General features: G+C 33.4%; 13 protein-coding genes. 12 read left to right on the top strand and 1 reads right to left on the bottom strand.

Annotated elements, in window-relative coordinates; translation table 11 throughout:
* Positions 1 to 34: 34 nt before the first annotated feature.
* The 12 genes from CSW08_RS00740 (at position 35) to CSW08_RS00685 (ending at position 12,996) form a co-directional block, all read left to right on the top strand.
* Positions 35 to 856 carry an RES domain-containing protein gene (locus CSW08_RS00740; RefSeq protein ID WP_106657998.1) on the top strand — a complete coding sequence of 274 codons (822 nt, stop codon included), beginning with the start codon at positions 35 to 37 and terminating at the stop codon, positions 854 to 856.
* A gap of 285 nt (positions 857 to 1,141) precedes the next feature.
* On the top strand, positions 1,142 to 1,597 hold the full coding sequence (gene rplM / locus CSW08_RS00735) for a 50S ribosomal protein L13 (protein WP_106657997.1): 456 nt from the start codon (positions 1,142 to 1,144) through the stop codon (positions 1,595 to 1,597).
* Positions 1,597 to 1,983 carry a 30S ribosomal protein S9 gene (rpsI, locus tag CSW08_RS00730; RefSeq protein WP_106657996.1) on the top strand — a complete coding sequence of 129 codons (387 nt, stop codon included), beginning with the start codon at positions 1,597 to 1,599 and terminating at the stop codon, positions 1,981 to 1,983. The genes rplM and rpsI overlap by 1 nt, the downstream gene beginning before the upstream one ends.
* 239 nt (positions 1,984 to 2,222) lie before the next feature.
* Positions 2,223 to 3,011: a 30S ribosomal protein S2 gene (gene rpsB, locus CSW08_RS00725; RefSeq protein WP_106657995.1), complete on the top strand. Its 789-nt coding sequence runs from the start codon at positions 2,223 to 2,225 to the stop codon at positions 3,009 to 3,011.
* Positions 3,012 to 3,095: 84 nt separating this feature from the next.
* Positions 3,096 to 4,070 (top strand): translation elongation factor Ts, encoded by a 975-nt coding sequence (gene tsf, locus CSW08_RS00720; RefSeq protein WP_106657994.1) that lies wholly within the window; start codon positions 3,096 to 3,098, stop codon positions 4,068 to 4,070.
* Between the two features lie 124 nt (positions 4,071 to 4,194).
* Positions 4,195 to 4,902, top strand: a complete 708-nt coding sequence (pyrH, locus tag CSW08_RS00715) for a UMP kinase (RefSeq protein WP_100613451.1) — start codon at positions 4,195 to 4,197, stop codon at positions 4,900 to 4,902.
* A 49-nt stretch (positions 4,903 to 4,951) separates the two neighbouring features.
* The gene (gene frr, locus CSW08_RS00710; protein ID WP_106657993.1) at positions 4,952 to 5,509 is read left to right on the top strand and encodes a ribosome recycling factor; all 558 of its coding nucleotides are present in this window, start codon (positions 4,952 to 4,954) and stop codon (positions 5,507 to 5,509) included.
* A gap of 71 nt (positions 5,510 to 5,580) precedes the next feature.
* A complete protein-coding gene (locus CSW08_RS00705; protein ID WP_106657992.1) occupies positions 5,581 to 6,852 on the top strand; it encodes a hypothetical protein in 1,272 nt (423 codons plus the stop codon).
* Between the two features lie 57 nt (positions 6,853 to 6,909).
* The gene (locus CSW08_RS00700; RefSeq protein WP_106657991.1) at positions 6,910 to 9,309 is read left to right on the top strand and encodes an efflux RND transporter permease subunit; all 2,400 of its coding nucleotides are present in this window, start codon (positions 6,910 to 6,912) and stop codon (positions 9,307 to 9,309) included.
* A 103-nt stretch (positions 9,310 to 9,412) separates the two neighbouring features.
* On the top strand, positions 9,413 to 10,846 hold the full coding sequence (gene asnS, locus CSW08_RS00695; protein ID WP_106657990.1) for an asparagine--tRNA ligase: 1,434 nt from the start codon (positions 9,413 to 9,415) through the stop codon (positions 10,844 to 10,846).
* An 84-nt stretch (positions 10,847 to 10,930) separates the two neighbouring features.
* A complete protein-coding gene (rpoN, locus tag CSW08_RS00690) occupies positions 10,931 to 12,391 on the top strand; it encodes an RNA polymerase factor sigma-54 (protein WP_106657989.1) in 1,461 nt (486 codons plus the stop codon).
* The gene (locus tag CSW08_RS00685; RefSeq protein ID WP_106657988.1) at positions 12,388 to 12,996 is read left to right on the top strand and encodes a hypothetical protein; all 609 of its coding nucleotides are present in this window, start codon (positions 12,388 to 12,390) and stop codon (positions 12,994 to 12,996) included. Before rpoN ends, CSW08_RS00685 begins: the two co-directional genes overlap by 4 nt.
* On the opposite strand, the gene CSW08_RS00680 is transcribed toward CSW08_RS00685, so the two are convergent.
* Entirely contained in the window at positions 12,991 to 13,683 is a 693-nt protein-coding gene (locus CSW08_RS00680; protein WP_106657987.1) for a porin family protein, read from the bottom strand. The genes CSW08_RS00685 and CSW08_RS00680 overlap by 6 nt on opposite strands.
* Positions 13,684 to 13,714 lie beyond the last annotated feature (31 nt).

Below are 13,714 nucleotides of genomic sequence, written 5' to 3'. Positions count from 1 at the left end.
TACTGTTGAGTATAAGGTTGGCAGCAAGCTAAAAATGACAAAATCCGAGCAAATAATCAACAAACTTAACGAACTGAAAGAACAGGATACGATTTCCAGTTATTCTCACATAAAAAACATTCTGAAAAATCAAATAATTCCAATACCATTTTATGAATACAAACCATATAAATTAATTCGATTTAGGAGACACAACAATCGTGAAAACCTATTTGAAGAATCTGACCAACTAACTTACAGAAAGGATATTTTAAATATTACAAACTTTGGAAGAGCAAATGAACCTGGACAAGGATTTTTCTACTGTAATGATAATAAAAACCAAATAACTGGAATTTCAGAAGCTGTATCTATTTTTAGAGGAAACGAAAATAGCGAGGAAGAAGTTTTGACTATTGGCGTTTGGGACTTAAAGGAGTCTCTTAAACTCGCTATGATTCTACCGACAGATGAAAATATAGGAAAAAATTCGGGATTTGACGAAATGAAAAAGTTTTACGACGGGTTTGAAAAAAGTAAAGAATTTGAAGAGCTGAAAAAATTCAACGAATTCATAGCTAAAGAGTTCACTCTTGACCTACAAAAACATAAATCCAACTATAAAATAACCTGCGCCTTTTCAAATTATATAAAAGAAAAATTTCCAGAAGTTGACGGAATACTTTATGCGAGTGTAAAATCGGAATTTGAAGGAACGAACATTGTGCTTTGGCCAGAAGTAGCCGATGAGAAATTGGAATTTATTGCAGCTAGAAAATCAACATTTAAAAAAGTGGCTAACAAAACTTATACCGAAGTACAATCCATTGATAGCAAAAGCTATGACAAACAAACTGACAAAATAAATTGGAAGTAAAAACCAGTTGACAATAAAAAAACAAGAAAAAAACAAACAATTTTAAACTAATTTTCAAATATTCATTCCTAAAATTTAACGCTAGTTTTTTAACACAGGTATAGCCATCATACTTCATCAATAAAATTTTTATCCCATTTTTCAACGTCCATAAAAAACCTCTTGAAAACCACCCAATAAATTAACTATAAATAATATTCGTCTGTATTTGGTAATCAAATATATAATTGTAAATTTGCAAACTCTTTTTGAGAGAGGAATGTTTAATAAGAAAAAATTAATAACGTGGACACATTAAGCTACAAAACGATTTCAGCCAACAAAGCTACTGTAGATAAGCAGTGGGTTTTAGTTGATGCTGACGGTCAATCTTTGGGTCGCTTAGCTTCAAAAGTTGCAAAACTATTAAGAGGTAAGCATAAGCCTAGCTTCACACCACACGTTGATTGCGGAGATAACGTCATTGTTATCAACTCAGAAAAAGTCAACTTAACAGGAAACAAGTGGAATGACAAAACATACATTCGTCACACAGGGTATCCAGGTGGTCAAAGAAGTTTAACAGCTACAGAATTGTTTGGAAAAGATCCAGCAAGAGTTGTAGAAAAATCGGTAAAAGGAATGCTACCTAAAAACAAATTAGGAGCAGAATTATTCCGTAATTTAAATGTTGTTGTTGGTACTGCACATACCCATGCTGCACAAAAACCAAAAACAATTAACTTAAACGAATTCATGTAATGGAAGTAATTCACAAAATTGGCCGTAGAAAAACGGCTGTTGCTCGTGTATATGTTGCCCCAGGTAAAGGTAACATCACAGTAAACAAAAAGGAATTAAACGCTTACTTTACAACATCTACTTTACAGTATAAAGTTAACCAACCATTAGCATTGACTAATAACGAAGGTAACTTTGATATTAAAGTAAGTGTATTAGGTGGCGGTATTACTGGTCAAGCAGAAGCTGTTCGTTTAGCGATCTCTCGCGCAATGTGCGAATTAGATGCGGAAAACAGATTGACACTTAAACCAGAAGGTTTATTAACTAGAGACCCAAGAATGGTTGAGCGTAAAAAATTCGGACAGAAAAAAGCGCGTAAAAAATTCCAGTTTTCTAAACGTTAATATCCTGAACTTGATTCAGGATCTGTTTCATCAGATACTGAGAATCTTGTTCAATTAAAAAGTTGCTGAAACGAGTTCAGCATTTAAATAAACCAGTTATTGTTGTCCATGACCTTAAAAGTCAGGATTTAGTTAAGCATCTAAATGAAGCCTAAAGCCAATAGCCTAAAGCATACTGCTTAAAGCCTAAAGTCTAAAAAGGAACATTGCTAATCAACAGAACGTAAACTATTACAAACATGGCAGTAGAAGTAAAAGAATTACTTGAAGCAGGTGTACACTTCGGTCACCTTACACGTAAGTGGGATCCAAACATGGCCCCTTATGTATATATGGAACGCAACGGTATCCATATTATTAACCTTTATAAAACAGCGGTAAAAATTGAAGAAGCAAGTGAAGCGTTAAGCAAAATTGCAAATTCTGGCCGTAAAATTTTATTCGTTGCAACAAAAAAACAAGCAAAAGATATTGTTGCTGAAAAAGCAGGAGCTATCAACATGCCTTACATTACAGAAAGATGGCCAGGTGGTATGCTAACCAACTTCGTTACTATTAGAAAAGCTGTTAAAAAAATGGCTTCAATCGATAGAATGAAAAAGGATGGAACCTTCTTGACATTATCTAAAAAAGAACGTTTGCAAGTTGATCGTTTAAGAGCTAAGTTAGAGAAAAACTTAGGTTCTATAGCAGATATGACTCGTTTACCAGGTGCTTTATTTGTTGTAGACATAAAACGTGAGCATATCGCGATAAAAGAAGCTCAAAAATTAAACATTCCAATATTTGCAATGGTTGATACCAACTCAGACCCACGTCAAGTTGATTATGTGATACCAGCAAATGATGACGCTTCTAAATCGATTGATAAAATTTTATCTCACGTAACTACGGCTATTGCCAATGGTTTAGCAGATCGTAAAGCTGAAAAAGACGGTTTTGAAGATTCTGATGAGTCTGAAGAAATCGTAACAAAAACAAAATCTAAAGCGACATCTGTAAAAGTTGCAGCGGACGAAGAAGAATAAATAACATTAATACAACATAAATAAGTCGTTTAGTTATTTTCTTTGTTGGAAATTTATTGAACGACTTTTTAAATTAAAAAATATATGGAAGCTAAAGTACAAATAACAGCAGCAGAAGTAAACAAATTAAGACAAGCTACCGGTGCCGGTATGATGGATTGTAAAAAAGCCTTGGTGGAAGCTGAAGGTGATTTTGATAAAGCCATCGATGTTTTACGTAAAAAAGGACAAAAAGTTGCTGCAAACAGAGCCGATCGTGAATCGTCTGAAGGTGCTGCCATAGCAAAAGTTAATGCTGACAATACTGTAGGCGTTGCGATTGTTTTAGGTTGCGAAACGGATTTTGTGGGTAAAAATGAAAACTTTGTGGCATTAGCAAATCAATTAGCAGATTTGGCTTTTAACTATAATACCAAAGACGAATTTTTGGCTGCCGATTTTGGAGGCATGACCGTTGCCGAAAAATTAATTGAACAAACGGGCGTTATAGGTGAAAAATTAGACATCAATGCATTTGAAAAATTAGAAGCTCCTTATGTTGGTAGCTATGTTCACATTAACAAAATTGCTGCTTTAGTAGGTTTATCTGCTAAGGTTAAAAATGCAGAAACGCTGGCTAAAGACGTTGCTATGCAAATAGCATCTATGGGTGCTTCTACATTGTCTTATAAAGATTTTGATCCTGCTTTTATCGCTTCAGAACTTGAGGCAAGAATAGCGGTTATCGAAAAAGACAATGAAGAATTAGCGCGTTTAGGTAAAACATTAAAAAATGTACCTAAATACATTTCTATGGCTCAATTAACTCCTGAAGTATTAGCTGGAGCTGAAGAAGCTGCAAAAGCAGAACTTAAAGCAGAAGGTAAACCAGAGCAAATTTGGGATAGAATTTTACCAGGTAAGATAGACCGTTTTATTTCAGATAACACGACTTTAGACCAAGAACAATGTTTATTAGATCAAAACTTTATTAAAGATGATAAAATAAACGTTGCCAAATATGTAGCTTCATATGGAGATGTTGCTATTACAGGTTTTAAACGTGTTTCTTTAGGTTAAGAAAAAGTATAAAGTTAATTGAAAGCCACTATAAATCATAGTGGCTTTTTTTATTCAATTCAGTTTTATATAAATTTATAAAATAAAATTTTTATGTAGCTTTGCTAAACTTTCAAAAGTAAAGATGAAATACAAAAGAATACTTCTTAAGTTATCAGGTGAAGCCTTAATGGGAAATCGCCAATACGGTATAGATCCCGAACGTTTAGCCGAATACGCTGAAGATATTAAAACCATAACCGACAAAGGTGTTGAAGTCGCTATAGTTATAGGTGGTGGAAACATTTTTAGAGGTGTTTCTGGAGCAAGCAAAGGGATGGACCGTGTTCAAGGCGACCATATGGGTATGCTAGCGACCGTTATAAATGGATTGGCTTTACAAAGTGCTTTAGAAAATGCAGGCATGCAAACAAGATTACAGTCTGCCATCAAAATTAATGAAGTGGCAGAACCTTTCATACGTAGAAGAGCTATTCGTCATTTAGAAAAAGGGCGCGTGGTTATTTTTGGTGGAGGAACAGGAAATCCTTATTTTACTACAGATTCCGCCGCTGTTTTAAGAGCTATAGAAATTGAAGCCGATGTTATTTTAAAAGGCACCAGAGTTGATGGTATTTACAATGCAGATCCTGAAAAAGACAGTACCGCTATTAAATTCAATTTTATATCTTTTGATGAAGTTTTAAAAAAGGGATTAAAAGTAATGGACACCACAGCATTTACACTCAGTCAGGAAAATAATTTACCTATTATTGTGTTCGATATGAACAAAAAAGGAAACCTTTTAAAGGTTGTTTCCGGAGAAAAAGTAGGCACCGAAGTAAACATATAGAGTTTGACATAATTTTTTGAACAATAACTTACCATTAAAGTTTAAAACAATGAACGAGGAAATAGAATTTATACTAGATACGGCCAAAGAATCCATGGATAGTGCTATTAGGCATTTAGAAAAGCAATTGGTAAATATTAGAGCAGGAAAAGCTAGTCCTGCCATGTTGGGAAGTGTACTTGTAAATTATTATGGTAATCAAACACCAATAAATCAAGTGGCAAACGTAAACACGCCTGATGGTAGAACGATTACTGTGCAACCTTGGGAAAAAAACATGCTACAGGAAATTGAAAAAGGCATCATGTACGCCAATCTTGGTTTTAATCCTATGAACAATGGAGATACAATTATTATTAACGTGCCCCCTTTAACAGAAGAACGACGTCGTGATCTAGCCAAACAAGCCAAGGCAGAAGCCGAAGATGCTAAAATTGGTGTACGAAGTGCTCGTAAGGATGCTAATAATGAAATCAAAAAATCTGATGATATTTCTGAAGACCTTAAAAAGAATGCGGAGATAGACATACAACAAATGACTGACAAATACGTTAAGAAAATTGACGATATGTTCGAGCTCAAAGAAAAAGAAATTATGACAGTATAATTTTGGAAGCGATCCCGATAGCTATCGGGATCGCTTCTTTTGTATAAATTTAGCTTTACACATCGCCATTAATGTCAAAATTATGTACCCTCGCGTTTTTATTGCTTTTTTCTTGGTTGGTGCGAGCCCAAACTACAGCGGAAACTAGTACTGAACCAACTCAAGATTCTATTAAAAAAAGTGGTTTTTTAAAACAATTGGCGGATGGATATTTACCCACCAAATACTTCAATTTTGATTTAAGATATCTGGTTAAATACAACCAATATGAAGCTTTAAGAACAGGCTTGGGCGGTATAACAAATGATGCTTTTTCAGAAAAATTCAGAATAAACTCTTATGTTGTTTATGGCTTTAAAGATCATCGGTTTAAGTATAGTATAGGCGCAGGTTTCAGAATAGCAGAAAAAACCAATACTTGGCTGGATATTTCGTATACCGATGATTTACAAGAAACGGGCAGTTATCCTTTTTTAACCGACAAGCGTTTTTTTCAACTCTTTGAACCTAGGTTATTAAACATTAGTTTATTCCATAAAATTATCTCAAGATCTATCTCTTTAGAATATCAATTAAGTCCGAATATTTTAGCAGAAACACAATTATCCATAAATGATATAAATCCAACTTATGCCTATGAGTTTGCCTTAAATGGCGCCAATTATAATTTATTCAATCTTAGCTTGGCAAAAATAGCAGTACAATGGAGCCCATTTAGTAATTTTGAACTAGCTGAAAAAGGTGTTGAAGAAGGAGAAGATGGCTTCCCAAAATTCACATTTCAATATACCAAAAGTTTTAAGGATGTTTTTGAAGGTGATTTTAATTTTTCTAATTTCGAATTCAAGACCATTCAACAAATACAGCACAAAAACAAAAGCCTATCTGAAATCACAATAGTTTCTGGTATATCCAATGGTCATGCGCCATTAACGCATTTGTATCACGCCTACCCTAACAATATCAACAAAGAAAAGATTTTAAGACGTTTTTCTGTTGCGGGCACAAGTAGTTTTGAAACCATGTTTTTCAATGAATTCTTCTCTGATAAATTTACAACGCTACAAATAAAACACGCTTTGAAACCTTTTAATATTTCTGAAAAGTATAAACCTCAATTGGTATTAATAAGCAGATTTGCCATTGGTGATATGGACAACATAGATAGACATCAAAATATCTCTTTTGGAACTTTAGAAAAGGGATACTCAGAATCTGGGTTTGAAATTAACAAACTATTTTTTGGCTTCGGTTTAAGTTTTGCTTACAGATATGGCGCTTATCATTTACCGAATATTGATGATAATATCGCTTTTAAATTTACATTTAACTTAACATTATAGATCAATTAATCACTTAACTCATTGTTTTTTCTACCTTTGCCAACTTTAAATTAAAGGATGTTTAAGCTTTTTACAACAAATTTTTGGTCAGTTACGGCGAGACTTATTTTACGTAATAAAATTGCGATTCTTGTTGGTATTTTAATCATCACTGTTTTATTCAGCACCCAATGGAAACATATGCGCTTCACCTATACAGAAGCCAATCTTTTACCTGATGAGCACCCTATTAACCTTACCTATGACAATTTCTTAAAAACCTTTGGTGAAGAAGGGAACCTCATTGTGATTGGGGTTAAGGATTCCACGTTGTTTTCTGTTGAAAAATTAAATGCTTGGAATGCATTATCAGATAGTTTTAAAACATATGACGCTGTAGAATCTGTTATTTCTATTAAAGATTTACAAAAGCTCGTTAAGGACACCCTTAATGAAAAATTCATTTTAAGTCCATTTATAAAAGATTCCATTTCATCTTCTAAACAAATTGAAATACTAGAAGATGAACTTTTTAATAAATATCCTTTTTATGACAATTTCTTGTTCAATAACAAAACAAAAACGGTTCGTACTGCTATCTATTTAAAAAAGGATATTGTAAACACATCTGCCAGAAAAGATTTTATTGTTAATGTGTTGTTGCCAAAAACAGAAACCTTTGAAAACGCTACAAAGCTAGATGTAAGGATTTCTGGAATGCCCTATATAAGAACCCTCAATGCACAAAACATTGTTGATGAAATTGGTCTATTTATCATTGCTGCATTATTAGTTACATCGTTGATATTCTTTTTCTTTTTTAGGTCATTAAGAGCCACATTTATATCACTTATTGTTGTATGCATTGGTGTTATGTGGACATTAGGTATTATAGGATTGTTAAACTACGAGATTACTGTTTTAACAGCGCTTATACCTCCGTTAATTATAGTAATCGGTATCCCTAATTGTATTTTTTTAATTAATAAATACCAGCATGAAGTAAAACTACATGGTAATAAAGTAAAATCATTACAGCGTGTTATCACAAAAATTGGGAATGCCACATTAATGACCAATTTAACCACTGCTTCTGGGTTTGCTACCTTCATTCTAACAGAAAGTAAACTTTTAAAAGAATTTGGGGTTGTTGCTTCGTTAAGTATTGTTGGTATTTTTCTGTTGTGCTTGCTTATCATTCCTATTATTTATTCTTTTTTACCCTACCCAAAAGATCGCCACTTAGAACATTTAAATAAGCGATGGATTGGCGGTTTTGTTAATTGGATTGAACAGATGGTAAAACATCGGCGCATAGCAATTTACGCAACCTCGGTAATCTTACTTATAGCTAGTATTATTGGCATTTATAAGATAAAAATTTCTGGAAGCCTCATTGAAGATATGCCCAAAAAAACCGAATTTTTTGAGGATATTCGTTTTTTTGAACGTGAGTTTAATGGCATTATGCCGCTGGAAATTATGGTGGACACCAAACAAAAACAAGGTGTTATGAAACTGCCATCCTTAAAGCGGATGAATGAGTTGGAAGAGTTAATCATAGAAATACCCGAATTATCGAAACCTATATCTGTCGTTGGGTTGGTTAAATACTCAAAACAGGCTTATTACAATGGAAATCCGTTGTATTATCAACTACCAACCTCACAAGAAAATAACTTTATTTTATCGTACGCAAAAAACTCAACATCTAATATTAACTTGATTAATAATTTTGTTGATAGTACGGGACAATACGCGCGCATCACAACCTTTATGAAGGATATTGGTACCGATAAAATGGAACGTATTGAAGAAGATCTTCAAATCAAAATAGATAAAGTATTTCCAAAGGACAGATATACTGTTACTATGACCGGTAAGGCCTTGGTATTTCAAAAAGGGACTAAATACTTGGTTAAAAATTTAGTCATTTCTTTATCGCTTGCCATTTTACTTATTTCATTATTTATGGCTTTTATGTTCCGGTCTTTTAGAATGATTGTTGTATCGCTCATACCCAACTTATTGCCGTTATTAATTACTGCTGGTTTAATGGGTTATTTAGGCGTTCCAATAAAGCCATCAACCATTTTGGTGTTTAGTATTGCTTTTGGAATTTCGGTAGATGACACTATTCACTTTTTGGCAAAATACAGACAAGAATTACAGGCAAATAACTGGAAAATAAAAACCTCTGTTTATGGTGCGTTGCGCGAAACTGGTGTTAGTATGTTTTATACGTCCATTGTTTTATTCTTTGGTTTTTCCGTATTTACTATTTCTAGCTTTGGCGGCACAGTGGCTTTAGGCGCCTTGGTTTCGGCTACCTTATTGTTCGCTATGTTATCAAACTTAGTACTTCTACCATCATTATTATTGTCCTTAGAAAGAAGCATAGCCAATAAAGAAGTATTAAGAGAACCTGCTATCAACATCATTCCAGAAGACGATGATGGCGACAATTCAATCTTTTAATTAGAAATTCCTTTATTTATAATTTATTATTAAACTCGTTTTTCAGGCATTCTAACTAGAAAGCCAAAAGTCTTTTTTATATTTACATTTAAATTTTATACACATGCAAACACGTACTGTTTCAGAATTGTTATCACAAAAAATAGCAATAGCAGAAGTAGATATTAAAGGTTGGGTAAGAACCTTTAGGGCTAATAGATTTATTGCATTAAACGATGGTTCTACCATTAACAATATTCAATGTGTTGTTGACTTTGAAAATACAGAGGAAATCATTTTAAAACGTATTACCACAGGTGCGGCAGTTCATATAAAAGGCGAGTTAGTAGAAAGTCTTGGCAAGGGACAAAACGTTGAAATCATTGTGAAAAATATTGAAATTTTAGGAGATTCAGATCCTGAAACGTATCCTATACAACCTAAAAAACATTCGTTTGAATTTTTAAGGGAAAATGCCCACTTACGTACTAGAACCAGTACGTTTAGTGCTGTCATGCGTTTACGATCAGCCCTCTCGTTCGCAATACATAGCTATTTTAATGAGAATGGTTTTTACTATGTAAACACCCCAATAATAACTGGAAGTGATGCCGAAGGTGCTGGAGAAATGTTTCGTGTAAGCAGTTTAGACGCTAAAAAACCGCCGCTTACAAAAGATGGGCAAATTGACTACTCTCAAGATTTCTTCGGAAAAGAAACCAATCTTACGGTTTCTGGTCAGCTAGAAGCAGAAACTTACGCCATGTCTTTAGGTAAAGTATATACTTTTGGACCAACATTTAGAGCTGAAAACTCCAATACATCCAGACATCTTGCAGAATTTTGGATGATAGAGCCTGAAGTAGCATTTATGGACTTGGCAGGTAATATGGATTTGGCAGAAAGTTTTTTAAAATACATTATTAAGTATATTTTAGATAACAATCGTGAGGATTTAGACTTTTTAAATCAGAGGCTTTTAGACGAGGAAAAAACAAAGCCACAAGCCGAAAGAAGTGAGATGAGTCTAATTGAAAAATTAAATTTTGTAACAGAAAACAATTTTACGCGTTTAAGTTATACTGAAGCCATTGGAATTTTAAGAGACAGTACGCCCAACAAGAAAAAGAAATTCAAATACATTATTGATGAGTGGGGGACCGATTTACAGAGTGAACATGAACGCTTTTTAGTTGAAAAACATTTTAAATGCCCTGTTATTTTATATGATTATCCAGCCAATATTAAAGCCTTTTATATGCGCTTGAATGAGGATGGGAAAACGGTTAGAGCTATGGACATTTTATTTCCTGGTATTGGCGAAATAGTAGGCGGTGCCCAACGTGAAGAACGTTTAGATGTACTCAAGAAAAAAATGGCTGCCCTTAATATTCCAGAAGAAGATTTATGGTGGTATTTGGATTTGCGTAAATATGGAACCGCCGTGCACTCTGGTTTTGGGTTAGGGTTTGAACGTTTAGTGATGTTTGCAACAGGAATGAGCAATATAAGGGATGTTATACCATTCCCGAGAACCCCTCAAAATGCTGAGTTTTAATATTAATTTAAGATAAAAGATTCTTAGTAAACCCCCATTGTTGGTATAATTTTTATACTTTTATTCTTAAACCAAATCATACAAATGCTTAAACAACATTTACAATTTAAATTATCACAAAAACTATCTCCGCAGCAAATTCAATTGATGAAATTGATTCAGTTGCCTACACAAGCTTTTGAACAACGATTAAAGCAAGAATTGGAAGAAAACCCTGCTCTCGAAGGTGGTACAGAAGAAGTTGAAAGCGATTATGATTCCGATTTAGATAATTCTACAGACGATTATGATGATAGTGAAAGCATAGGTAATGATGATATTAATGTTGATGAGTATTTAAGTGATGACGAAGTACCAGATTACAGAACCCAAGTAAATAATTATAGTAGTGATGATGAAGAAAAGACCATGCCTTATGCCGCAGGAACCTCCTTCACACAACACTTAATCAGCCAATTAAATACCTATAGGCTTACTGACGATGAATATAACATTGCAGAATTTTTAGTTGGTAACGTTGATGAAAGCGGATACATCCGTAGATCTGTAACAGATATTATGGACGATTTGGCGTTTACACAAAATGTTTACACCACTGAAGATAAGATTGAGCATGTATTAAAAATTGTACATCAATTGGATCCTGCAGGTGTGGGCGCTCGTAATCTTCAAGAGTGCTTAAGTATTCAATTACATAGAAAAGAAAAAAATCCAGATGTTGAATTAGCCATTGACATTATTGACAATGCTTTCGATCAGTTTACCAAAAAACATTACGATAAGCTCATTCAAAAATTTGATATTAGCGAACTTCAACTGAAAGATGCCATAAGGGAAATTGAACATTTAAATCCTAAGCCTGGAGGTTCATACTCTGGTAATAATAGAATTGTAGAACATGTGGTTCCAGATTTTGCTATAAAAATTGTAGATGGCGAATTGGAATTAACGCTTAATGGCCGAAATGCTCCAGAACTTCATGTGTCTAGGGAATATAACGATATGCTTAAGGGTTATAAAGACTCTAAAGATAAATCGAAATCCCAAAAAGATGCCGTTATATTCATCAAACAAAAATTGGATGCCGCTAAATGGTTTATTGAAGCTATAAAACAACGCCAACAAACGTTATTTATAACCATGAGCGCCATCATGCATTACCAAGAAGAATATTTTTTATCGGGTGATGAGCGCAACCTAAGACCTATGATTCTTAAAGATATTGCAGATGAAATTTCTATGGATGTCTCAACGGTTTCAAGAGTTGCCAACAGTAAATATGTAGATACGCCTTATGGCACAAAACTTATAAAGGATTTCTTTTCAGAATCCATGAAAAATGATCAAGGTGAAGATGTTTCAACCAGAGAAATAAAAAAAATTCTTGAAACAGTTCTTGAAGAAGAAGACAAAAGAAAACCATTAACTGATGATACTTTAGCCGCCATTTTAAAAGATAAGGGCTACCCTATTGCCCGACGCACCGTTGCTAAATACAGGGAGCAATTAGATATTCCTGTAGCACGATTACGCAAAAAGATATGATAAATCATATCTTAAAAAGTATCTCGTATATATTCCATCCTTTAATAATGCCTTTATTAGGGGTTCTTTTTTACTTTAAAGTAAGCCCAAAATACTTCCCACAAGAAATTATTTATGCTAAAATAATCTCGCTTTTTATCTTAACAATTGTTTTACCTATTCTACTATATTTTTTATTGAAAACCTTAGGTAAGGTAAACTCAATAGCACTAGAAACTACCCAAGAACGTATTATCCCTCTAGCTATTAATTGTCTTGTTATTCTATTAGTTCTTGAAAGGGTTATAAGTGACCATCAAATTATTGAACTTTACTATTTCTTTTTAGGAATATTAATATCTACCCTTACTTGTTTGATACTTGTTATTATGAAATTTAAAGCTAGCATACATATGATATCTGTTTCGGGTTTGTTTATGTTCTTTATTGCCCTAAGTATCCATTTTAGTATCAACATTAATGGCACGTTAGCTTTAATGAGCATAATCACAGGAGCCATTGCCACTTCCAGATTACATCTTAACGCGCATACATATAAAGAACTTATTTTCGGCTTTTTTGTTGGGTTGATTCCTCAATTATTACTTATTAATAATTGGCTATAGTACATAGAACATCAATCCTATTTTTATGGCATTCATATCAATAGTTTCTCCATTTAATTTGGCATCACTAGAAAAAATAGGGTTTAAAGCATAATACATGTACAAGTTCCATGTATTATACCCCATGCTTACTGTTAATCCGTATTGGAAGTTATTAAAGTCTTCGATATTATTATATTTAAATTCCCCTAAACTTCCTCTAAACTTTGCTGTATTCGTAAATACATATCCTATTTTAAACCCGGCGTAAATTCGCCAAAAATTATAATCTGTAGGGTTTGATGTTCTCCACCTATACTCTATTGGAAGTTCTATTAAATGCTGAGAAAATTTATTTCTAGAAAAGGAGACATTGCTTTCGTCAATAATACTGTAATTAATATTACCTAAATCATCTTTTACTACAAGCAAATTTTGATTAAATGAATTGGCAGAATATCCTAACCCAATACCTATGGCAATATTTCTATCTTTATTTATAGGCATGTCTTTTATAAAACCTGCATGAAAACCCAAAGAAAACCCATTTTGGGAAAGATCATTAGGTTTATTCCCAATAAGATTATAGGTTACACCCGCATAAAACTGATCTTCTTTATATAGAGAATCTACAATCTTAGTGTTGTTTTCTTGTGCTTCAAGGTAACTGCAAACAATAAGCCCTATTAAAACTAAATATCCTTTCATGTATTAATTTTTACCTGACAACCACATATAA

The sequence above is a fragment of the Confluentibacter flavum genome, assembly GCF_002843175.1.
Lineage (GTDB): Bacteria > Bacteroidota > Bacteroidia > Flavobacteriales > Flavobacteriaceae > Confluentibacter > Confluentibacter flavum.
This window is presented reverse-complemented; position numbering and strand designations above follow the sequence as displayed.

Excerpts from the sequence above, each read along its gene's own strand:
- CSW08_RS00700 (WP_106657991.1), top strand. The coding sequence starts at position 6,910 with ATGTTTAAGCTTTTTACAACAAATTTTTGGTCAGTTACGGCGAGACTT.
- rpsB (WP_106657995.1), top strand. The coding sequence starts at position 2,223 with ATGGCAGTAGAAGTAAAAGAATTACTTGAAGCAGGTGTACACTTCGGT.
- tsf (WP_106657994.1), top strand. The coding sequence starts at position 3,096 with ATGGAAGCTAAAGTACAAATAACAGCAGCAGAAGTAAACAAATTAAGA.
- CSW08_RS00680 (WP_106657987.1), bottom strand. The coding sequence starts at position 13,683 with ATGAAAGGATATTTAGTTTTAATAGGGCTTATTGTTTGCAGTTACCTT.
- rpsI (WP_106657996.1), top strand. The coding sequence starts at position 1,597 with ATGGAAGTAATTCACAAAATTGGCCGTAGAAAAACGGCTGTTGCTCGT.
- pyrH (WP_100613451.1), top strand. The coding sequence starts at position 4,195 with ATGAAATACAAAAGAATACTTCTTAAGTTATCAGGTGAAGCCTTAATG.
- rpoN (WP_106657989.1), top strand. The coding sequence starts at position 10,931 with ATGCTTAAACAACATTTACAATTTAAATTATCACAAAAACTATCTCCG.
- CSW08_RS00705 (WP_106657992.1), top strand. The coding sequence starts at position 5,581 with ATGTCAAAATTATGTACCCTCGCGTTTTTATTGCTTTTTTCTTGGTTG.
- frr (WP_106657993.1), top strand. The coding sequence starts at position 4,952 with ATGAACGAGGAAATAGAATTTATACTAGATACGGCCAAAGAATCCATG.
- CSW08_RS00740 (WP_106657998.1), top strand. The coding sequence starts at position 35 with ATGACAAAATCCGAGCAAATAATCAACAAACTTAACGAACTGAAAGAA.
- CSW08_RS00685 (WP_106657988.1), top strand. The coding sequence starts at position 12,388 with ATGATAAATCATATCTTAAAAAGTATCTCGTATATATTCCATCCTTTA.
- asnS (WP_106657990.1), top strand. The coding sequence starts at position 9,413 with ATGCAAACACGTACTGTTTCAGAATTGTTATCACAAAAAATAGCAATA.